This window comes from Kitasatospora sp. NEAU-69 (assembly GCF_057158765.1).
Genome location: NZ_JBWXUE010000015.1, coordinates 204,937 through 225,714, shown reverse-complemented (window position 1 = coordinate 225,714; position 20,778 = coordinate 204,937). Strand labels below are relative to the sequence as shown.

The 20,778-nt window shown below is 70.6% G+C and carries 17 protein-coding genes; all 17 read right to left on the bottom strand.

Features of this window, described 5'->3' with window-relative positions:
• Nucleotides 1-990, bottom strand: a 990-nt coding sequence (locus AC060L_RS19780; RefSeq protein ID WP_483800124.1) for a 2-oxoacid:ferredoxin oxidoreductase subunit beta, incomplete at its 3' end; no start/stop codon positions are given.
• A complete protein-coding gene (locus tag AC060L_RS19775; protein ID WP_483800138.1) occupies nt 987-2,849 on the bottom strand; it encodes a 2-oxoacid:acceptor oxidoreductase subunit alpha in 1,863 nt (620 codons plus the stop codon). The genes AC060L_RS19775 and AC060L_RS19780, both read right to left, overlap by 4 nt.
• A gap of 320 nt (nt 2,850-3,169) precedes the next feature.
• Nucleotides 3,170-3,832, bottom strand: a complete 663-nt coding sequence (locus tag AC060L_RS19770; RefSeq protein ID WP_483800123.1) for a LuxR C-terminal-related transcriptional regulator — start codon at nt 3,830-3,832, stop codon at nt 3,170-3,172.
• A gap of 67 nt (nt 3,833-3,899) precedes the next feature.
• Nucleotides 3,900-4,910 carry a polyprenyl synthetase family protein gene (locus AC060L_RS19765; protein WP_483800122.1) on the bottom strand — a complete coding sequence of 337 codons (1,011 nt, stop codon included), beginning with the start codon at nt 4,908-4,910 and terminating at the stop codon, nt 3,900-3,902.
• A 254-nt stretch (nt 4,911-5,164) separates the two neighbouring features.
• Nucleotides 5,165-6,784 carry an NADH-quinone oxidoreductase subunit NuoN gene (nuoN, locus tag AC060L_RS19760; RefSeq protein WP_483800137.1) on the bottom strand — a complete coding sequence of 540 codons (1,620 nt, stop codon included), beginning with the start codon at nt 6,782-6,784 and terminating at the stop codon, nt 5,165-5,167.
• A gap of 17 nt (nt 6,785-6,801) precedes the next feature.
• The gene (locus tag AC060L_RS19755; protein ID WP_483800121.1) at nt 6,802-8,475 is read right to left on the bottom strand and encodes an NADH-quinone oxidoreductase subunit M; all 1,674 of its coding nucleotides are present in this window, start codon (nt 8,473-8,475) and stop codon (nt 6,802-6,804) included.
• 28 nt (nt 8,476-8,503) lie between these two features.
• Nucleotides 8,504-10,399, bottom strand: a complete 1,896-nt coding sequence (nuoL, locus tag AC060L_RS19750; RefSeq protein ID WP_483800120.1) for an NADH-quinone oxidoreductase subunit L — start codon at nt 10,397-10,399, stop codon at nt 8,504-8,506.
• Between the two features lie 9 nt (nt 10,400-10,408).
• Complete coding sequence (gene nuoK / locus AC060L_RS19745) at nt 10,409-10,708, bottom strand: NADH-quinone oxidoreductase subunit NuoK (RefSeq protein ID WP_043915678.1); 300 nt, start codon at nt 10,706-10,708, stop codon at nt 10,409-10,411.
• The gene (locus tag AC060L_RS19740) at nt 10,705-11,577 is read right to left on the bottom strand and encodes an NADH-quinone oxidoreductase subunit J (RefSeq protein WP_483800119.1); all 873 of its coding nucleotides are present in this window, start codon (nt 11,575-11,577) and stop codon (nt 10,705-10,707) included. Before AC060L_RS19740 ends, nuoK begins: the two co-directional genes overlap by 4 nt.
• Nucleotides 11,574-12,158 carry an NADH-quinone oxidoreductase subunit NuoI gene (nuoI, locus tag AC060L_RS19735; protein WP_483800118.1) on the bottom strand — a complete coding sequence of 195 codons (585 nt, stop codon included), beginning with the start codon at nt 12,156-12,158 and terminating at the stop codon, nt 11,574-11,576. The genes AC060L_RS19740 and nuoI overlap by 4 nt, the downstream gene beginning before the upstream one ends.
• A gap of 6 nt (nt 12,159-12,164) precedes the next feature.
• Nucleotides 12,165-13,550 (bottom strand): NADH-quinone oxidoreductase subunit NuoH, encoded by a 1,386-nt coding sequence (gene nuoH / locus AC060L_RS19730; protein ID WP_483800136.1) that lies wholly within the window; start codon nt 13,548-13,550, stop codon nt 12,165-12,167.
• A 35-nt stretch (nt 13,551-13,585) separates the two neighbouring features.
• On the bottom strand, nt 13,586-16,036 hold the full coding sequence (locus AC060L_RS19725) for an NADH-quinone oxidoreductase subunit G (RefSeq protein WP_483800117.1): 2,451 nt from the start codon (nt 16,034-16,036) through the stop codon (nt 13,586-13,588).
• Nucleotides 16,033-17,397 (bottom strand): NADH-quinone oxidoreductase subunit NuoF, encoded by a 1,365-nt coding sequence (gene nuoF, locus AC060L_RS19720; RefSeq protein ID WP_483800116.1) that lies wholly within the window; start codon nt 17,395-17,397, stop codon nt 16,033-16,035. The genes AC060L_RS19725 and nuoF overlap by 4 nt, the downstream gene beginning before the upstream one ends.
• The gene (gene nuoE / locus AC060L_RS19715; protein ID WP_483800115.1) at nt 17,397-18,107 is read right to left on the bottom strand and encodes an NADH-quinone oxidoreductase subunit NuoE; all 711 of its coding nucleotides are present in this window, start codon (nt 18,105-18,107) and stop codon (nt 17,397-17,399) included. The genes nuoF and nuoE overlap by 1 nt, the downstream gene beginning before the upstream one ends.
• A 44-nt stretch (nt 18,108-18,151) precedes the next feature.
• A complete protein-coding gene (locus AC060L_RS19710) occupies nt 18,152-19,480 on the bottom strand; it encodes an NADH-quinone oxidoreductase subunit D (RefSeq protein WP_483800114.1) in 1,329 nt (442 codons plus the stop codon).
• Complete coding sequence (locus AC060L_RS19705; RefSeq protein WP_483800113.1) at nt 19,480-20,199, bottom strand: NADH-quinone oxidoreductase subunit C; 720 nt, start codon at nt 20,197-20,199, stop codon at nt 19,480-19,482. Before AC060L_RS19705 ends, AC060L_RS19710 begins: the two co-directional genes overlap by 1 nt.
• A complete protein-coding gene (locus tag AC060L_RS19700; RefSeq protein WP_483800112.1) occupies nt 20,196-20,750 on the bottom strand; it encodes a NuoB/complex I 20 kDa subunit family protein in 555 nt (184 codons plus the stop codon). The genes AC060L_RS19705 and AC060L_RS19700 overlap by 4 nt, the downstream gene beginning before the upstream one ends.
• Between the last annotated feature and the right edge of the window lie 28 nt (nt 20,751-20,778).

The window sequence follows — 20,778 nt, the reverse complement described above, 5'->3', positions numbered from 1 at the left end:
GGCGGTGGCGAGTTGCTCGGCCATCAGCGTGTCGTAGACCGGGCGCTGGATGTCGCGCAGCACGCCGATCGGGGTGTGGTGCAGGGTGTCGGCGTCGGCGAGGCGGGAGAGTGCGAAGGCGGTGACGGGGCTGGCCGCGTGTGCGTCGTGGACGAGCACCTGGGCCTCGTTGGCCGGTGTGACGGTGTCGGTGCGCAGTTCGCCGGTGGCCTGGTCGCGGAAGACGCCCTGGTCGGCGAAGCGGATCGGCTGTCCGTGTTCGAGGCGGATCAGCGCCTGGTCGGCGGTGGCCGGTTCCTTGAGGACGTCGAAGGCGCCGTCGTTGAAGATGTTGCAGTTCTGGTAGATCTCCACCAGGGCGGTGCCCTCGTGCTCGGCGGCCGCGCGCAGGACCGAGGTGAGGTGCTTGCGGTCGGAGTCGATGGTGCGGGCCACGAAGGTGGCCTCGGCGCCGATCGCGAGCGAGACCGGGTTGAACGGCGCGTCCAGCGAGCCCATCGGGGTGGACTTGGTGATCTTGCCGCGTTCGCTGGTCGGTGAGTACTGGCCCTTGGTGAGGCCGTAGATCCGGTTGTTGAAGAGCAGGATCTTCAGGTTGACGTTGCGGCGCAGCGCGTGGATCAGGTGGTTGCCGCCGATCGAGAGGGCGTCGCCGTCGCCGGTGACGACCCAGACGCTCAGGTCCTGCCGCGAGGCGGCCAGGCCGGTGGCGATCGCCGGTGCCCGGCCGTGGATCGAGTGCATCCCGTAGGTGTTGAGGTAGTACGGGAACCGCGAGGAGCAGCCGATCCCGGAGACGAAGACGGTGTTCTCCCGCCGGATGCCCAGCTCCGGCATGAACGACTGGACCGCCGCGAGGATCGCGTAGTCCCCGCAACCGGGGCACCAGCGCACCTCCTGGTCCGACTTGAAGTCCTTGGCGCTCTGCGGTGCGTCCGCCTTCGGCACCAGCGTCAGGGACTTGAAGCCCGAAGTGTTACCGGTACTCATTTGCCGTCGCTCCCGTCCAGCGTCCCGATCGCCGCCCACAGCACATCCGCCAACTGGGCCGCCTTGAAAGGCAGTCCACGCACCTGGTTGTAGGACTCGGCGTCCACCAGGTACTTGGCGCGCAGCAGTAGCGCGAGCTGCCCGAGGTTCATCTCGGGCACGATGACCTTGTCGTAACCACCCAGTACCGCGCCCAGGTTGGCGGGGAACGGGTTGAGGTGGCGCAGGTGCGCCTGGGCCACCCGGCCGCCGTCGGCGCGCACCCGGCGCACCGCGGCCGCGATCGGCCCGTAGGTCGAGCCCCAGCCGAGCACCAGCACCCGGGCGTCGCCGTCCGGGTCGTCGACCTCGATCGGCGCGACGTCGATGCCGTCGATCTTGGCCTGGCGGGTGCGGACCATCAGGTCGTGGTTGGCCGGGTCGTAGGAGATGTTGCCGGTGCCGTCCTGCTTCTCGATGCCGCCGACCCGGTGCTCCAGACCGGCCGTGCCGGGCACCGCCCACGGGCGGGCCAGCGTCTGCGGATCGCGCTTGTACGGCCAGAACGCCTCGCTGCCGTCCTCCAGCACGTGGTTCGGCGCGGTGGCGAACTGCGGTTCGATCCGCGGCAGTTCGTCCGCCTCGGGGATCCGCCAGGGCTCCGAGCCGTTGGCCAGGTAGCCGTCCGAGAGCAGGAACACCGGGGTGCGGTAGGTGACCGCGATCCGGGCCGCCTCCAGCGCCGCCCAGAAGCACTCGGCGGGCGTGGCCGGGGCCACGATCGGCACCGGCGCCTCGCCGTTGCGGCCGAACATCGCCTGCAGCAGGTCGGCCTGCTCGGTCTTGGTCGGCAGTCCGGTGGACGGGCCGCCGCGCTGGATGTCGATGACCAGCAGCGGCAGTTCGAGCGAGACGGCCAGGCCGATGGTCTCCGACTTGAGCGCCACGCCCGGGCCGGAGGTGGTGGTGACGCCGAGCGAGCCGCCGAAGGCCGCACCGAGCGCGGCGCCGATGCCGGCGATCTCGTCCTCGGCCTGGAAGGTCCGCACGCCGAAGTTCTTGTGCTTGGAGAGCTCGTGCAGGATGTCCGAGGCCGGCGTGATCGGGTACGAGCCGAGGAAGAGCGGCAGCCCGGAGCGCTCGCCGGCCGCGACCAGGCCGTAGGAGAGCGCGAGGTTGCCGGAGATGTTGCGGTAGCGGCCGGCCGGCAGCTTCGCCGGCGGCACCTCGTAGGAGACCGCGAACTCCTCGGTCGTCTCACCGAAGTTCCAGCCCGAGCGGAACGCCAGGACGTTGGCCTCGGCGATCGCGGGCTTCTTGGCGAACTTCTGCCGCAGGAACGCCTCGGTCCCCTTGGTCGGCCGGTGGTACATCCAGGAGAGCAGCCCGAGCGCGAACATGTTCTTGGCGCGCTCGGCGTCCTTGCGGGCCAGCCCGCTCTCCTTCAGCGCCTCCAGCGTCAGCGTGGTCAGCGGCACCTTGTGCAGCCGGTACGCCTCCAGCGAGCCGTCCGCCAGCGGGTCGGCCGGGTAACCCACCTTGGCCAGCGCCCGCTTGGTGAACTCGTCGCTGTCCACGATGATCTCGGCGCCGCGCGGCAGGTCGGCCAGGTTCGCCTTGAGGGCGGCCGGGTTCATCGCGACCAGCACGTTCGGCGCGTCACCCGGGGTGAGGATGTCGTGGTCGGCGAAGTGCAGCTGGAAACTGGAGACGCCCGGCAACGTGCCGGCGGGTGCCCGGATCTCGGCCGGGAAGTTCGGCAGCGTCGAGAGGTCGTTGCCGAAGGAAGCCGTCTCCGAGGTGAACCGGTCTCCGGTGAGCTGCATGCCGTCACCCGAGTCCCCCGCGAACCGGATGATCACTCGATCCAGGCGCCGGATCGGCTTGGACCCGCGCGACGTGCCCGGCGCCGGAAGGCCGCCCGGGCCCTCCGCCCCGTCACTCGCTGCCTCTACCTGATCGACCTCGCTGGTCACTGCCGCGGACCTCCCTCAGGGGTACCAGCCGCGGGCGTGAGCCGTGTGCCCCGTCCGCCTGGTGCACCGATCGCATCCTATGCGGGTAGAGAATTCCTAGGCGGGATCTAAAGCAAGCCGATCGCACTGCCTTATTTCCGGCCGTCCCACTGGCCGAACGGGCATCCCAGACCGTGGACGAACAATCGATTTCGGGGCGCCCGCGTCACGCGTCGAGGTGGGCGTCAGGAGTTCAGGTAGGTGAGCACCGCGAGCACCCGGCGGTGGTCCTCGGAGCTCTGGGTCAGCCCGAGCTTCTGGAAGATGTTGCTCACGTGCTTCTCCACCGCGCCGTCCGAGACCACCAGACGGCGGGCCACCGCGGTGTTGGTGCGCCCCTCCGCCATCAGGCCGAGCACCTCGCGCTCACGCGGGGTCAGGCAGGCCAGCACGTCTCCCTTGCGGCTGCGGCTGAGCAGCTGCTGGACCACCTCCGGGTCCAGCGCGGTGCCGCCGGCGGCCACCCGGACCACCGCGTCGACGAACTCGCGCACCTCGGCCACCCGGTCCTTGAGCAGGTAGCCGACGCCCCTGGTCGAGCCGGCCAGCAGCTCCGAGGCGTACTGCTGCTCGACGTACTGGGAGAGCACCAGCACCCCGAGCCCGGGGTACAGCCCGCGCAGCGTGACGCAGGCGCGCACGCCCTCGTCGGTGTGGGTGGGGGGCATCCGCACGTCGGCGACGACCACGTCCGGCAGCGCGTCGGCGGCGGCCAGCTCGTGGATCACGGCCAGCAGCGCCTCGCCGTCGCCGACCCCGGCCACCACCTCCAGACCGCGGTCGGTGAGCAGCCGGGTCAGGCCCTCCCGGAGCAGGACCGAGTCCTCGGCGATGACGACGCGCAGCATGGTGCCTCTCCCCTACCCAGGATCAACCCGGGAACTACCCCTCCCAGGAGCGTTCCCGGAACGATGATCACATCGTACGGATGGCCACCGCGTCGCAGAGCCCCTGGAGCGCCGCCTTCGCCGGGCACTCCGGCAGCGGGGCGAGCAGCGCGCGCGCCTCCTCGGCGTAGCGCAGCGTCTCGCGGCGGGCCCGCTCCAGCGCCGGGTGGCGGCGCAGCAGGCGCAGCGCCTCGGCGTGCAGCTGATCGTCGGTCAGCTCCAGCTGGAGCAGCTCGCGCAGCCGGGCGTCCTCGGGGTCGCTCGGGTCCACCGGCATCGAGCGCAGCAGCAGCACCGGCAGCGTCGGCACGCCCTCGCGCAGGTCGGTGCCGGGGGTCTTGCCGGACTCGTGGCCGTCGCTCGCGATGTCCAGCACGTCGTCGGCGAGCTGGAAGGCCAGGCCCATCTTCTCGCCGTACTGGGTGAGGATGTCCACCACCCACGGCTCGGCGCCTGCCATCAGCGCGCCGAACCGGCCGGAGACGGCGATCAGCGCGCCGGTCTTGCCGCTGAGCACGTCCAGGTAGTGGGCCAGCGGGTCCTCGCCGGGGCCAGGCCCGGCGGTCTCCAGGATCTGACCGGTGACCAGCCGCTCGAACGCGTCGGCCTGGATCCGGACCGCCTCCGGGCCGAGGTCGGCCAGCACCTGCGAGGCCCGCGAGAAGAGGAAGTCGCCGGTCAGGATCGCCACCGAGTTGTCCCAGCGGGCGTTCGCAGTGGCCACGCCCCGCCGCACGGGGGCCTCGTCCATCACGTCGTCGTGGTACAGCGTGGCCAGGTGGGTGAGCTCGACGACGACGGCGGCCGGCACCACGCCGGGCGCGTACGGGTCGCCGAACTGGGCACCGAGCATCACCAGCAGCGGGCGGAAGCGCTTGCCGCCGGCCTCCAGCAGGTGGCTCGCGGTGATGCTGATGAACGGGACGTCGCTCTTCACGGCCTCGGCCAGCGCGGCTTCCACTGCCTCCAGCCCGGCCTGCACGTCGCGCGTCAGATCGCGGTCCTGCACGCTGAGCCCGAAGGGTTCCACGACGGTCACGAAGACCACTCCTGTCGCCGGTCGATCATGCGGTCCGGGCCCTGATGCCGCCGCTGCCGTTCCCCAGCAGCGTATCCGGTCGCATGTGGATCACTGTACGGGCGTGCGGGTACAGGCCCCAGAAGGGCGCCGGGCCCGGGGCTCAGCGCCCCGGGCCCGGTCGTGTACGGAGTCCGCCCAGTCGTGTCGGGAGTCCGCCGGTCGGGTACGGAATCCGGCAGCGGTCTGCCGTCACCGGATCGGCGGACGGCTCGTCATCTGGTGAACATCGCCGCCTTCTGGGCCAGATCGAGGAAGTACTGCGGCAGCAGACCGAGCCCGAGCGTGACCAGCACACCGAGCGTGATCGCGGTCGAGGTGAAGACGCTCGGGATCGCGACCGAGGGCCCGTTCGGCTGCGGGTCGGAGAAGAACATCAGCACGATGACCCGGATGTAGAAGAACGCCGCGACCGCCGAGCTGAGCACACCGACGATCACCAGCGGCGTCGCACCGCCCGCCGCCGCGGCCTGGAAGACCGCGAACTTCCCCGTGAACCCGCTGGTCAGCGGGATGCCGGCGAAGGCCAGCAGGAAGAGCGCGAAGACCGCGGCGAGCAGCGGCGAGCGCCGCCCGAGCCCCGCCCAGCTGGACAGGTGGGTCGCCTCGCCCTTGGAGTCGCGCACCAGCGTGACCACCGCGAACGCGCCGAGCGTCACGAAGGAGTACGAGAGCAGGTAGAAGAGCACCGCGCCCAGGCCCTGCCGGTTGGTGGCGATCACGCCGGTCAGGATGAAGCCGGCGTGCGCGATCGAGGAGTACGCCAGCAGCCGCTTCACGTCCTGCTGGGTGACCGCCAGGATCGCGCCGACCACCATGGTGAGGATCGCCACACCCCACATGACCGGGCGCCAGTCCCAGCGCAGCCCGGGGAACGCCACGTAGAAGAGCCGCAGCAGCGCGCCGAACGCGGCGACCTTGGTGGCGGCCGCCATGAAGCCGGTGACCGGGGTCGGCGCGCCCTGGTAGACGTCCGGCGTCCAGGCGTGGAACGGCACCGCGCCGACCTTGAAGAGCAGGCCGACCGCGACCATCGCCAGGCCGATCAGCAGCAGCGCGTCGTTCTGGGTGCTGACCGCGAGCGCCGGGGTGGCCGGGGCCGTCCCGGAGATCACGTCGGCGATCTCCGGCAGCCGGAAGCTGCCCGAGTACCCGTACAGCAGCGCGCTGCCGAAGAGGAAGAACGCCGAGGCGAACGAGCCGAGCAGGAAGTACTTGACCGCCGCCTCCTGGGAGAGCAGCCGGCGGCGCCGGGCCAGCGCGCAGAGCAGGTAGAGCGGGAGCGAGAAGACCTCCAGTGCCACGAACATGGTCAGCAGGTCGTTCGCCGCCGGGAAGAGCAGCATCCCGCCGACCGCGAAGAGCGTCAGCGGGTAGACCTCGGTGGTCGCGAAGCCCGCCTTGACCGCGAGCCGCTCCTGCTCGCCGCCGGGGGCGGCCGAGCCCTGCGCGGTGAACGCGTCGGTGGCGACGCCCTCGGTGCGCGGGTCGAGCCGCCGCTCGGCGTAGAGCAGCACGGCGACGACGGCGGCCAGCAGGATCACGCCCTGCAGGAAGAGCGCCGGGCCGTCCAGCGCGACCGAGCCCATCGCGAGCAGGCCGCTCTTGGTCGAGCCGTAGCCCTCGCTCGCGAGCACGATCAGGGCGATGAACGCGCCGGCCAGGCCGGTCAGCGCGAGCGTCACCTGGGTGGCGTAGCGGGCCCGGCGGGGCACGAAGGCCTCCACCAGGATCCCGACCACGGCCGTGCCGAAGACGATCAGCATCGGCGAGAGCTGGCCGTACTCGATCTGCGGCGCCGGGATGCTCGGCGTGCTGCCGTTGGCGGCCGCCATCCACAGGCTGGGGACAGTCACTGGTTCACCCCTGTCGTGCCGGAGGCTGTCGTGCTGGAGAAGAAGACCGGGTGGGCCGGGATCGGGTCGGGCCGGTGCACCTGGGTGAGCGTGTCGGCCACCGCCGGGTTCACCAGATCGGTGAGCGGCTTCGGGTAGACGCCCAGCACCAGGGTCAGCGCGATCAGCGGGGTGGCCACCAGCAGCTCACGGGCCTTCAGGTCGGCCATGCCGCTGACCGACTCCCTGACCGGCCCGGTCATGGTGCGCTGGTAGAGCACCAGCACGTAGAGCGCGGCGAGCACGATGCCGAGCGTGGCGACGATGCCCAGCGCCGGGTAGCGGCTGAAGGTGCCGACCAGGACCAGGAACTCGCTGACGAACGGGGCCAGCCCCGGCAGCGAGAGGGTGGCCAGGCCGCCGACCAGGAAGGTGCCGGCGAGCACCGGCGCGACCTTCTGCACGCCGCCGAAGTCGGCGATCAGCCGCGAGCCGCGCCGCGAGATCAGGAACCCGGCGACCAGCATCAGCAGCGCGGTCGAGATGCCGTGGTTGACCATGTAGAGCGTGGCGCCGCTCTGGCCCTGGCTGGTCATCGCGAAGATGCCCATGATGATGAAGCCGAAGTGCGAGATCGAGGCGTACGCGACCAGCCGCTTGATGTCCTTCTGGCCGACCGCCAGCAGCGCGCCGTAGATGATCCCGATCACGGCGAGCACCAGGATCGCCGGCGCGAAGAACTTCGAGGCGTCCGGGAAGAGGCCCAGGCAGAACCGGAGCATCGCGAAGGTGCCGACCTTGTCGACCACCGCGGTGATCAGCACGGCCGTTCCGGCGGTGGACTCGCCCATCGCGTTCGGCAGCCAGGTGTGCAGCGGCCAGAGCGGGGCCTTCACGGCGAACGCGAAGAAGAAGCCGAGGAAGAGCGCGCGCTCCGCGGTCGGGTTGATCACCAGCTTGCCGTCGGCGAGCGCGCCGGTCAGCGTCTGCAGGTCGAAGGTGCCGAAGCCCTGCTGCTGCGCGATCACGTACAGCCCGATCACGGCGGCCAGCATGACCAGGCCGCCGAGCAGGTTGTAGAGCAGGAACTTGACGGCCGCGTAAGAGCGTTGGCGGGCTGCCTCGGGCCCGCCGGCCTTGTCGCCGAAGCCGCCGATCAGGAAGTACATCGGGATCAGCATGGCTTCGAAGAAGACGTAGAACAGGAACACGTCGGTGGCCAGGAAGGAGACGATCACCATCGCCTCGACGGCCAGGATCAGCGCGAAGTAGCCCTGGGTCCGGCGGCGCCCCTCGAAGGTGGCAGTGTCCGACGTGCCCTCCGGCGCCGGCGTGCCCGCGACGGAGTCGCTGGTGTCCGGCGTGGCGTCGTGCCAGGCGGCGATCATGACGAGCGGCACCAGGACGGCGGTGAGCAGCACCAGGACGGCGCCGATCCCGTCCACACCGAGCGAGAAGCTGATCCCGAACGAGCGGATCCAGCTGTACGACTCGGTGAGCTGGTAGCGCGGGCCACCGCTCTTGAAGTCGGCGGCAACGGCGGCCGAGAGCGCGAGCGTGACAGCCGAGACGCCGAGCGCGACGGCCTTCGCGGTGCGCCGCCGGGCCTCGGTGGTGCCGGCCGGCAGCGCGGCCGTCAGGATCGCACCGGCGGCCGGTACGGCGCAGGTGGCGGTCAGTAGAGCACTCATGGCCTTGCCTCCTGACTGGACATCAGATTCATACCGACCTCATCAGGAGGGTGGTGGCGACCAGCACCAGCGTGCCGCCGAACATGGAGAGCGCGTACGAGCGGACGTAGCCGTTCTGCACCCGGCGCAGCCTGCTGGAGATACCTCCGATGGTGGCGGCCAGGCCGTTGACGAAACCGTCCAGTCCCTTGCTGTCGAAGAAGACCAGCGAGGCCGTCAGCGCGGAGCCGGGGCGGACCAGCACGGCGTGGTTGAAGTCGTCCTGCAGCAGGTCGCGGCGGGCCGCCCGGGTGAGCGCCGAGCCCACCGGCGCGGCGACCGGCACGGGCGAGCGCCCGTACACCAGGTACGCGACGCCGACGCCGGCCAGCATGCAGACGAAGGTGATCAGCGTGACCGTGAGCGAGGACAGCGGCGAGTTGCCCTCGCTGTGGCCGGTGACCGGCTCCAGCCAGTGCAGGAACGAGCTGTTGATGGTGAACAGGCCACCGGCGAAGACCGAGCCGAAGGCGAGCACGATCATCGGCAGCGTCATCGTCTTCGGCGACTCGTGCGGGTGCGGCTCGTGGCCTTCTGCGTTGGCCTGCCAGCGCTTCTCGCCGAAGAAGGTCATGATCATCACGCGGGTCATGTAGAACGCGGTGATCGCGGCGCCGAGCAGGGTGACCAGGCCGAGGATCCAGCCCTCGGTGCCGCCCTTGGCGAACGCGGCCTCGATGATCTTGTCCTTGGAGAAGAAGCCGGACAGTCCGGGGAACCCGATGATCGCCAGGTAGCCGAGGCCGAACGTCACGAAGGTGATCGGCATGTACTTGCGCAGGCCGCCGTAGTGACGCATGTTCACCTCGTCGTCCATGCCGTGCATGACCGACCCGGCGCCGAGGAAGAGCCCGGCCTTGAAGAAGCCGTGCGTGACCAGGTGCATGATCGCGAAGACGTAGCCGATCGGACCGAGGCCCGCCGCCAGGATCATGTAGCCGATCTGCGACATCGTCGAGCCGGCCAGCGCCTTCTTGATGTCGTCCTTCGCGCAACCGACGATCGCACCGAAGAGCAGCGTCACCGCTCCGACGCAGACCACCGCGGTCTGCGCGTCCGGCGCCAGGTTGAAGATGGCACCGGAGCGGGTGATCAGGTAGACGCCGGCGGTCACCATGGTGGCCGCGTGGATCAGCGCGGAGACCGGGGTCGGGCCCTCCATCGCGTCACCGAGCCAGGACTGCAGCGGCACCTGGGCCGACTTGCCGCAGGCCGCGAGCAGCAGCATCAGGCCGATCGCGGTCAGCCGGCCCTGGCTCGCCTGGTGCGCGGCGCCGAAGACCGGGGTGAACGCGAAGCTGCCGAACTGGGTGAACATCAGCATGATCGCGATGGACAGGCCGACGTCACCGACCCGGTTGACGATGAACGCCTTCTTCGCGGCGGTGGCCGCGCTCGGCTTGTGCTGCCAGAACCCGATCAGCAGGTACGAGGCGAGCCCGACCCCCTCCCAACCCACGTACAGCAGCAGGTAGTTGTTCGCCAGCACGAGCAGCAGCATGGCGGCCAGGAAGAGGTTCAGATAGCCGAAGAAGCGGCGGCGGCGCTCGTCGTGCGCCATGTAGCCGATCGAGTAGAGGTGGATCAGCGAGCCGACACCGGTGATCAACAGGACGAAGGTGACGGAGAGTTGGTCGAGCTGGAAGGCGACGTCGGCCTGGAAGCCGGCCACCGGAATCCAGCTGAACAGCTGTTCGGTGACGGCCCGTTGGTCGGTCGAGCGGCCCAGCATCTGGAAGAAGAGGACCAGCCCGAACACGAAGGAGAGCGCGGCGGCCAACGTGCCGAGCCAGTGCCCGAACCGGTCGAGCGCCCGGCCACCGAGCAGCAACAGGGCAGCACCGGCCAGCGGGGCCGCCACGAGCAGCGGAATGAGAGAGTTCACCCTGGGCCCCTACAGCTTCATCAGGTTGCTGTCATCGACCGAAGCCGAGTGCCTGGTCCGGAAGATGCTCACGATGATGGCCAGGCCCACCACCACCTCGGCCGCCGCGACGACCATGGTGAAGAAGGCCAGGATCTGGCCGTCCAGGTTGCCGTGCAGCCGGGAGAAGGTGACCAGCGCCAGGTTGGACGCGTTGAGCATCAGCTCGACGCACATGAAGAGCACGATCGCGTTGCGCCGGATCAGCACCCCGGATGCCCCGATGGTGAACAACAGGGCAGCGAGGTACAGGTAGTTGACGGGATTCACTCGGCCTCCTCCTGGCTCTCGCCGTTCGCCCGCTGTGCCGTGCTCTCCTTGGTTTCCAGCGCCGGGCGCGGGCCGGGCGCCTTGGGCCGCTCCGAGGACGGGCGGCCCAGCCAGTCGGCGGTGCTGTTCTCCAGCTCCGCCATCCGCCGCAGCATCTCCTGGCTGACGTCGCGGATCTGGCCGCGCTCGCGCAACGTCGCCATCACCGACTTCTCGGCGACGGTGCCGTCCGGCAGCAGGCCCGCGATGTCCACCGCGTTGTGCCGGGCGTAGACGCCGGGCGCCGGCAGCGGCGGGATCTGGACGTTGTCCCTGATCCGCTGAGCGGCCAGCTCGCGCTGGGTCTTCGGCGCCGTCACGTGCTCGCGGTGGGTCAGCACCATCGCGCCGATCGCCGCGGTGATCAGCAGTGCGCCGGTGACCTCGAAGGCCCAGACGTACTTGGTGAAGATCAGCCGGGCCAGGCCCTGCACGTTGCCCTCGGCGTTCGCCTCGGCCAGGCCGGTGAAGTGGCCCAGCTTCGCGTTCGCGATGCCCGCGATCAGCAGCACCCCGAAGCCGAGGCCGCAGAGCACGGCGGCGATCCGCTGGCCCTTCAGCGACTCCTTCAGCGAGTCCGCCGAGGTCACGCCGACCAGCATCACGACGAAGAGGAAGAGCATCATGATCGCGCCGGTGTAGACGACGATCTGCACCACGCCCAGGAAGACCGCGCCCTGGGCCAGGTAGCAGACCGCGAGCGCGAGCATGGTGGCGGCCAGGCAGAGGGCGCTGTGCACGGCCTTGCGCATCGTCAGCATGCCGAGCGCACCGCCGACCGCGATCACCGCGAGCACCCAGAACTGGACCGCCTCGCCCGTGGAGGTCATGCCGTGGCCTCCTTCTCCTCAAGGGGGTGCCGCTGCTGGGTGACCGTGCCGGGCGCCGCGTGGGTGACCTCGCCGCGGTAGTACGCGCCGTCGTCGGTGCCCGGGTACATCGCGTGCGGCGCCTCGACCATGCCCTCGGTGAGGCCGCTCAGCAGCTGCTCCTTGGTGAAGATCAGCGAGGCCCGTGAGGAGTCGGCCAGCTCGTACTCGTTCGTCATGGTCAGTGCGCGGGTCGGGCAGGCCTCGATGCAGAGGCCGCAGAGGATGCAGCGGGCGTAGTTGATCTGGTAGACCGCGCCGTACCGCTCACCCGGGGAGTAACGCTCCTCCTCGGTGTTGTCGGCGCCCTCCACGTAGATCGCGTCGGCCGGGCAGGCCCAGGCGCACAGCTCGCAGCCGATGCACTTCTCCAGGCCGTCCGGGTGCCGGTTGAGCTGGTGGCGGCCGTGGAAGCGCGGGGCGGTGGGCTTGTGGTACTCCGGGTACTGCTCGGTCAGCCGCTTCTTGAACATGGCCGTGAAGGTCACGCCGAAGCCTGCGGCCGGTCCCAGCAGCGACGGCTTGTCGTCGGGTTCTGGCATCTCGGTTCAGCTCCCTTCGGAATGGTTGGCGCCGTTCAGCGCGTCCTCGAGTGGTTCGGCGGGCTCGGCCGGGATCGCCCGCGGGATCCGGCTGCGCCGGCGTGGCACCGGCGGCAACTGCTGGCCGGGCAGCGGCGGGACGGGGTAGCCGCCCGCCATCGGGTCGAACTCCGCGGCGGGCTCGAACTGTTGTGGCTTCTCCTTGGTCCGCATCGCGTCCCAGAGCAGCGAGAGCAGCAGCACCGCGCCGACCGGCGCCCCGACGTAGAGCACCACCTGGCCGAAGCCGTGGCCCTCGTTGCGCAGCGCCCGCACGCTCGCCACCATCACCAGCCAGACCAGCGAGACCGGGATCAGCACCTTCCAGCCCAGCTTCATGAACTGGTCGTAGCGCATCCGGGGCAGCGTGGCGCGCAGCCAGATGAAGAAGAAGATCAGCAGCTGGATCTTGATGATGATCCAGAGCAGCGGCCACCAGCCGTGGTTGGCGCCCTCCCAGAAGGTGGAGACCGGCCACGGAGCCCGCCAGCCGCCGAGGAAGAGCGTGCTCGCGACCGCCGAGACGGTCACCATGTTGATGTACTCGGCGAGCATGAACATCGCGAACTTCAGCGAGCTGTACTCGGTGTTGAAGCCGCCGACCAGCTCGCCCTCGGCCTCCGGGAGGTCGAACGGCGCGCGGTTCGTCTCACCGACCATCGCGATGATGTACACGATGAACGAGACCGGTAGCAGCACCGCGAACCAGGTCGGCTGTTGCGAACTGACGATCTGCGAGGTGGACATCGAGCCGGAGTAGATGAAGACCGCGGCGAACGAGAGGCCCATCGCGATCTCGTAGGAGATCATCTGCGCCGAGGAGCGCAGGCCGCCGAGCAGCGGGTAGGTCGAGCCGGAGGACCAGCCGGCCAGCACGATGCCGTAGATGCCGATCGAGGCGGTGGCCAGGATGTAGAGCAGCGCCACCGGCAGGTCGGTGAGCTGCATCGGGGTCCGGGTGCCGAAGATCGAGATCTCGTTGTCGGCCGGGCCGAACGGGATCACCGCGATCGCCATGAAGGCCGGGATCGCGCAGACGATCGGGGCCAGGATGTAGACCGCCTTGTCCGCGCCGGCGACCACCAGGTCTTCCTTGAGCGCGAGCTTCACGCCGTCGGCCAGCGACTGGAGCAGGCCCCAGGGGCCGTGCCGGTTCGGGCCGATCCGCAGCTGCATCCAGGCGATGACCTTGCGTTCCCAGACGATCGAGACCAGCACGGTGATCAGCAGGAAGGCGAAGCAGAAGACCGCCTTCAGCACGATCAGCCACCACGGGTCGCGGCCGAAGAAGCTCAGCGTCTCGTAGGTCGCGAGATGTGCCGGCGCGAGCTGCGCCTGCGCGACGTGCGCCAGCGCGAGCGGCGCCTGCGCGAGGTGCGCTTGGGGGATCACTGCTCCTCCTCCCCTGCCGGGGCGATGGTCACCAGGTGACCGACGGTGGTGCCGAGCGTGCGGTAGGCGCCGTTCTCGGTGGAGTTGAGCGGCACCCAGACCGTGCGGTCCGGGAGCTCCGCGGTGATCTCCAGCGGCAGCCGCAGCGAGCCGGCCGGTCCGGTGACCCGCAGCGCGGTGGTCGCGCCGATCTCGGCCGCGGTCGCGGGCGAGAGCCGGGCGACCGCCCGGTGGCGGGTGCCGGCCAGGTGCTCATCACCGCGCTGGAGCGAGCCTTCGTCCAGCAGCAGCCGCCAACCCGCCAGTACCGCCTGGCCGGTGGCCGGCCGGGGCAGCGGGCCCGGGTGGCCGGCCGGGGCCGCCGGGCGGTCACCGGTCCACGGCGCCAGGGTGTCCAGCTCCAGCCGGGCGGCCCGGATGTCCGGCAGCCCGAGCGGGCGTCCCATCGCGTCCGCGAGCATGTGCAGCACCCGTACGTCCGAGTGCAGGTGACGGCCCATCAGCTGATCCGGCTTCAGCGCGGCCTCGAACAGTCGCGCCCGCCCCTCCCAGTCCAGGAAGGTGCCGGCCTTCTCGGCGACCGCGGCGACCGGCAGCACGACGTCCGCGTGCGCGGTGACGGCCGAGCGGCGCAGCTCCAGCGAGATCACGAAGCCGGCCCGGCTCAGCGCCTCCTCGGCGAGCTGCGGGTCCGGCAGGTCGCCGGGATCCACCCCGCCGACCACCAGCGCGTCCAGATCGCCGTGGGCCACTGCGGCCAGGATCTGGCCGGTGTCACGGCCGTGCCGGGCGGGCAGTTCGGCGACGCCCCAGGCGGCGGCCGCCTCGGCGCGGGCGGCGGGCACGGTGACCGGACGGCCCCCGGGCAGCAGACCCGGCAGCGCACCCGCCTCCAGCGCGCCGCGCTCACCCGCACGGCGCGGGATCCAGGCGAGCCGGGCCCCGGTCGCGTGGCTGAGCCGCAGCGCCGAGGTGAACGCGCCGGCCGTCTGCGCGAGGCGCTCGCCGACCAGGATCACGCTGCCGGGGCGGCGCAGCAGTTCGGCGGCCCGCCCGGCCTCGTCGCTGAGCGGCTCCTCGGCGGCCAGTGCGCCGAGCCACTCGGCCTCGGTGCCGGGCGCCGCCGGCAGCAGCGAGCCGGCCAGCTTGGTCAGGCCGCGCGAGCGGTGGTCGGCGATCGCGAACACCTGGAGCCCACCGGTCCGGGCCGCCTTGCGCAGCCGCAGGAAGACGATCGGCGACTCCTCCTCGGGCTCGAAGCCCGCGAGCAGTACGGCCGGGGCCTGCTCCAGCTGCCGGTACGTGACACCCGTGCCGTCCACGTCCAGCCCGCGCCCGGCGATCGCGGCGGCCAGGAAGTCGGCCTCCTCGCCGCTGTGCGGGCGGGCCCGGAAGTCCACGTCGTTGGTGCCGAGCACCACCCGGGCGAACTTCGCGTAGCCGTACGCGTCCTCGACCGTCACCCGGCCGCCGGGCAGCACCGCGGTGCGCCGGCCGGCCAGGCCCTCGGCGGCGGCGGCCAGCGCCTCCGGCCAGGAGGCCGGGTGCAGCTCGCCGTCCTCGCCGCGGACCAGCGGGGAGGTCAGCCGGTCGCGCTGCTGCGCGTAGCGGAACGCGAACCGGCCCTTGTCGCAGCTCCACTCCTCGTTGACCTCGGGCTCGTCGCCGGCGAGGCGGCGCAGCACCTTGCCGCGCCGGTGGTCGGTGCGCAGCGAGCAGCCCGAGGAGCAGTGCTCGCAGACGCTCGGCGAGGAGACCAGGTCGAACGGGCGGGAGCGGAACCGGTAGGCGGCCGAGGTGAGCGCGCCGACCGGGCAGATCTGGATCGTGTTGCCGGAGAAGTACGACTCGAAGGCGTCGCCCTCGCCGATGCCGACCTGCTCCAGCGCGCCGCGCTCCAGCAGCTCGATGAACGGGTCACCGGCGATCTGCTGGGAGAACCGGGTGCAGCGTGCGCAGAGCACGCAGCGCTCCCGGTCGAGCAGCACCTGGCTGCTGATCGGGATCGGCTTCTCGTAGGTGCGCTTCATGCCGTCGAAGCGCGAGTCGGCCGCGCCGGTGGACATCGCCTGGTTCTGCAGCGGGCACTCGCCGCCCTTGTCGCAGACCGGGCAGTCCAGCGGGTGGTTGATCAGCAGCAGCTCCATCACGCCGCGCTGGGCCTTCTCGGCGACCGGCGAGCTGAGCTGGGTGCGCACCACCATGCCCTCGGCGACCGGGATCGTGCAGGAGGCGACCGGCTTGCGCTGGCCCTCGATCTCCACGATGCACTGCCGGCAGGCGCCGGCCGGGTCGAGCAGCGGGTGGTCGCAGAAGCGCGGCACCTGGGTGCCGATCTGCTCGGCGGCCCGGATCACCAGGGTGCCCTTGGGGACCTGGACTTCGACGCCGTCGATGGTGAGCGTGACGAGGTCGGTGACGGTCTTCGATGGCTCGGTCAGGGTCACGCGTGCACCTCCCTCTCGGTCGCGGGCTTGGGGGTCTTGGCCGGCTTGCCGTCGGCCCAGACGGTCGCGGCCGCCGGGTCGAACGGGCAGCGGCGCTCGGTCAGGTGCTGCTCGTACTCGGCGCGGAAGTACTGCAGCGAGGAGGAGATCGGGCTGGCCGCGCCGTCGCCGAGCGCGCAGAAGGACTTGCCGTTGATGTTGTCGGCGATGTCCAGCAGCTTCTCCAGATCGCCGTCCACGCCCTCGCCGGCCTCGATCCGCTTGAGCAACTGGACCAGCCAGTAGGTGCCTTCGCGGCACGGCGTGCACTTGCCGCAGGACTCGTGGGCGTAGAACTCGGTCCACCGGGTGACCGCGCGGACCACGCAGGTGGTCTCGTCGAAGATCTGCAGCGCCTTGGTGCCGAGCATCGAGCCGGCCGCGCCGACCCCCTCGTAGTCGAGGGGGACGTCGAGGTGCTGGTCGGTGAACATCGGGGTCGAACTGCCGCCCGGCGTCCAGAACTTGAGCCGGTGCCCGGCCCGCACCCCGCCGCTGATCTCCAGCAACTGACGCAGCGTCACGCCCAGCGGGGCCTCGTACTGGCCCGGGTTGGTGACGTGCCCGGAGAGCGAGTAGAGCGTGAAGCCCGGGGACTTCTCGGTGCCCAGCGAGGTGAACCACTCCTTGCCGCGCAGCAGGATCGGCGGCACCGAGGCGATCGACTCGACGTTGTTGACCACCGTCGGGCAGGCGTACAGGCCGGCGATGGCCGGGAACGGCGGCCGCAGCCGGGGCTGGCCGCGGCGGCCCTCCAGCGAGTCGAGCAGCGCCGTCTCCTCGCCGCAGATGTAGGCGCCGGCGCCCGCGTGCACGGTGATGTCCAGGTCGATGCCCGAGCCCAGGATGTCCTTGCCGAGGAAGCCGGCCTCGTAGGCCTCGGCCACGGCGGCGTGCAGCCGGCGCAGCACCGGGACCACCTCGCCGCGCAGGTAGATGAACGCGTGGTCGCAGCGGATCGCGTAGGAGGCGATCACCATGCCCTCGATCAGCGCGTGCGGGTTGGCGAAGAGCAGCGGGATGTCCTTGCAGGTGCCCGGCTCGGACTCGTCGGCGTTGACCACCAGGTAGTGCGGCTTGCCGTCGTTCTGCGGGATGAACTGCCACTTCATGCCGGTCGGGAAGCCGGCACCGCCGCGCCCGCGCAGACCGGACTCCTTGACCAGCGCGATCAGCGCGTCCGGGTCCATCTCCAGTGCGTTGCGCAGGCCCTGGTAGCCGTCGTGCCGCTGGTAGGTCTCCAGCGACCACGGCCGGTGGTCGTCCCAGGAGGCGGAGAGCACGGGGGTGAGCAGCTTCTCCGCGGGCTCGGTCGAGGTCATCACGCTTCCGTCCCTTCGCCCCGCGGGGCCACCACCCGGGCGCCGGGCGTGCCCGGCAGCGCCTCGCCCTTGGCGAGCCGCAGACCGGCCAGGCTCGGCGCGCCGCCGGCGCCGGACTCGTCGTTCGCACCGGCCCGCTCGTCCGGGAACCCGGCCAGGATCCGGGCCGTCTCCTTGAAGGAGCAGAGCTTGGCACCGCGGGTCGGCCGCACCTCGGCGCCCGCGCGCAGGTCATCGACCAGCTGCTTGGCGCTCTGCGGCGTCTGGTTGTCGAAGAACTCCCAGTTGACCATCACGACGGGCGCGTAGTCGCAGGCCGCGTTGCACTCGATGTGCTCGATCGAGATCTCGCCGTCGGCGGTGGTCTCGTTGTTCTTGATGCCCAGGTGCTCCTGGAGCTCGGCGAAGATCTGGTCGCCGCCGAGCACCGCGCAGAGCGTGTTCGTGCAGACGCCGACGTGGTGCTTGCCGGCCGGCCGGCGCCGGTACATCGTGTAGAACGTCGCGACGGCCGTGACCTCGGCCGTGGTCAGCTCCAACTGCTCGGCGCAGAACCGGATCCCGGTCGTGCTGACGAAACCCTCCTCGGCCTGCACCAGGTGCAGCAGCGGCAGCAGCGCCGAGCGGGCGTGCGGGTAGCGGCCGATCAGCTCGGCGGCGTCCGCGGCGAGGCGCTCGTGCACCTCGGGCGGATACGGCTTGGCCGGCATCGCCGGCAGGCCGAGTCCAACAGCGCCTGATCGAACATCGGGGCTCAACGGTCCACGCCTCCCATCACCGGGTCGATCCCGGCCACCGCCACGATCACGTCGGCCACCTGGCCGCCCTCGCACATCGCCGCCATCGACTGCAGGTTGGTGAAGGACGGGTCGCGGAAGTGCACCCGGTACGGGCGGGTGCCGCCGTCGCTCACCACGTGCACGCCGAGCTCGCCCTTGGACGACTCGACCGCCGCGTACGCCTGGCCGACCGGGACCCGGAAGCCCTCGGTGACCAGCTTGAAGTGGTGGATCAGGGCCTCCATCGAGGTGCCCATGATCTGCCGGATGTGGTCCAGCGAGTTGCCCATCCCGTCCGGCCCGACCGCGAGTTGGGCCGGCCAGGCGATCTTCTTGTCGCCCACCATGACCGGGCCGGGCCGCAGCCGGTCCAGGCACTGCTCGACGATCCGCAGCGACTGGTGCATCTCCTCCAGGCGGATCAGGAACCGCCCGTAGGAGTCCGCGCTGTCGGCGACCGCCACGTCGAACTCGTAGTCCTCGTAGCCGCAGTACGGGTTGGACTTGCGCAGGTCGTGCGGCAGGCCGGCGGCCCGCAGGATCGGGCCGGTGGCGCCGAGCGCCAGGCAGCCGGCCAGGTCGAGGTGACCGACATCGACCAGCCGGGCCTTGAACACCGGGTTGCCGGAAGCGAGTTTGTCGTACTCGTGCAGCCGGGAGCGGAGCAGCTTGACGCCCTCGCGGATCTTGTCCACGGCGCCGGGCGGCAGGTCCTGGGCCAGCCCGCCGGGCCGGACGTACGCGTGGTTCATCCGCAGGCCGGTGACCAACTCGAAGATGTCCAGGATGACTTCGCGGTCCCGGAAGCCGAAGATCATCAGCGTCGTGGCGCCGAGCTCCATGCCGCCGGTGGCCATGCAGACCAGGTGCGAGGAGATCCGGTTGAGCTCCATCATCATCACCCGCAGGACCGTCGCCCGGTCCGGGATGTCATCGGTGATGCCCAGCAGCTTCTCCACCGCGAGGCAGTACGCGGTCTCGTTGAAGAGCGGGATCAGGTAGTCCATCCGGGTGACGAAGGTGGTGCCCTGCACCCAGGAGCGGTACTCCAGGTTCTTCTCGATCCCGGTGTGCAGGTAGCCGATGCCGCACCGGGCCTCCTTCACCGTCTCGCCGTCGATCTCCAGGATCAGCCGCAACACGCCGTGCGTGGACGGGTGCTGCGGGCCCATGTTGACGATGATCCGCTCGTCGTCGGCCCGCGCGACGGCGTCCACCACCTCGCCCCAGTCGCCGCCGGTGACGGTGAAGACCCGGCCCTCGGTGGTCTCCCGGGTTCCTGCTTCCTCGAACTGAGTGCTCATCAGGAGTACGACCTCCGCTGATCGGGTGCCGGGATCTGGGCTCCCTTGTACTCGACGGGGATGCCGCCGAGCGGGTAGTCCTTGCGCTGCGGATGGCCCAGCCAGTCGTCCGGCATCATGATCCGGGTGAGCGCCGGGTGGCCCTCGAAGACGATGCCGAAGAAGTCGTAGGCCTCGCGCTCGTGCCAGTCGTTGGTCGGATAGACCTTGACCACGGAGGGGATCCGCGGGTCGGCGTCGGGCGCGGTGACCTCCAGCCGGATCAGCCGGGTGTGCGTGATCGAGCGCAGGTGGTAGACCGCGTGCAGCTCCCGGCCCACCTCGCCGGGGTAGTGCACGCCGCTGACGCCGAGGCAGAGTTCGAAGCGCAGCGCCGGATCGTCGCGCAGGGTCTGCACGGTCGCCAGCAGGAACTCGCGGGCGATCTGGAAGGTCAGCTCGCCGCGGTCCACCACGGTCTTCTCGATCACCGCGGCCGGGTTCAGCCCCTGCTCCTCCAGGGCCCCCTCCAGCTCGTCGGCCACCTCGTCGAACCAGCCGCCGTACGGGCGTTCGGCCGGCGCGGGCAGCACGATCGCGGCGGCCAGGCCGCCGAAGCCGGAGGTGTCACCGCTGCCGTGCGCGCCGAACATGCCCTGGCGCTTGCCGACCACCTCGACCGGGATCTCCCTGCGGGTCTCCGGGACGACCGGGGTCTCGTTCTGCGGGCCGTCGCTCATCGCAGCAGCCCCCGCATCTCGCTGGTCGGGGTGGCGTGCAGCGCACGCTCCTCGGCCTCGTCCTGGGCCCGGAGCTTGTTCACGCCGAGCGGCTCGTGCTGGATCTTCTGGTGCAGCTTGAGGATCGCGTCCAGCAGCATCTCCGGGCGGGGCGGGCACCCCGGCAGGTAGATGTCCACCGGGACGATGTGGTCGACGCCCTGGACGATCGCGTAGTTGTTGAACATGCCGCCCGAGGACGCGCAGACGCCCATCGAGATGACCCACTTCGGGTTGGGCATCTGGTCGTAGACCTGGCGGAGCACCGGCGCCATCTTCTGGCTCACCCGCCCCGCCACGATCATCAGATCGGCCTGCCGCGGCGAACCGCGGAACACCTCCATGCCGAACCGGGCCAGGTCGTAACGGCCGGCGCCGGTGGTCATCATCTCGATGGCGCAGCACGCCAGCCCGAAGGTGGCCGGGAAGACCGAGGCCTTTCTCACCCAGCCTGCGGCGCTCTCCACCGTGGTGAGCAGAAAGCCGCTCGGCAGCTTCTCCTCGATTCCCATCTACCCATCCCTCTCAGTGGCCTCAAAT

What these genes read in the sequence shown, in the direction of transcription:
- AC060L_RS19755 (WP_483800121.1), bottom strand. Translation starts at nt 8,475, where the DNA reads ATGAGTGCTCTACTGACCGCCACCTGCGCCGTACCGGCCGCCGGTGCG.
- nuoE (WP_483800115.1), bottom strand. Translation starts at nt 18,107, where the DNA reads ATGCCGGCCAAGCCGTATCCGCCCGAGGTGCACGAGCGCCTCGCCGCG.
- AC060L_RS19700 (WP_483800112.1), bottom strand. Translation starts at nt 20,750, where the DNA reads ATGGGAATCGAGGAGAAGCTGCCGAGCGGCTTTCTGCTCACCACGGTG.
- AC060L_RS19740 (WP_483800119.1), bottom strand. Translation starts at nt 11,577, where the DNA reads ATGACCTCCACGGGCGAGGCGGTCCAGTTCTGGGTGCTCGCGGTGATC.
- nuoI (WP_483800118.1), bottom strand. Translation starts at nt 12,158, where the DNA reads ATGCCAGAACCCGACGACAAGCCGTCGCTGCTGGGACCGGCCGCAGGC.
- AC060L_RS19770 (WP_483800123.1), bottom strand. Translation starts at nt 3,832, where the DNA reads ATGCTGCGCGTCGTCATCGCCGAGGACTCGGTCCTGCTCCGGGAGGGC.
- AC060L_RS19710 (WP_483800114.1), bottom strand. Translation starts at nt 19,480, where the DNA reads ATGAGCACTCAGTTCGAGGAAGCAGGAACCCGGGAGACCACCGAGGGC.
- AC060L_RS19705 (WP_483800113.1), bottom strand. Translation starts at nt 20,199, where the DNA reads ATGAGCGACGGCCCGCAGAACGAGACCCCGGTCGTCCCGGAGACCCGC.
- nuoN (WP_483800137.1), bottom strand. Translation starts at nt 6,784, where the DNA reads ATGGCGGCCGCCAACGGCAGCACGCCGAGCATCCCGGCGCCGCAGATC.
- nuoF (WP_483800116.1), bottom strand. Translation starts at nt 17,397, where the DNA reads ATGACCTCGACCGAGCCCGCGGAGAAGCTGCTCACCCCCGTGCTCTCC.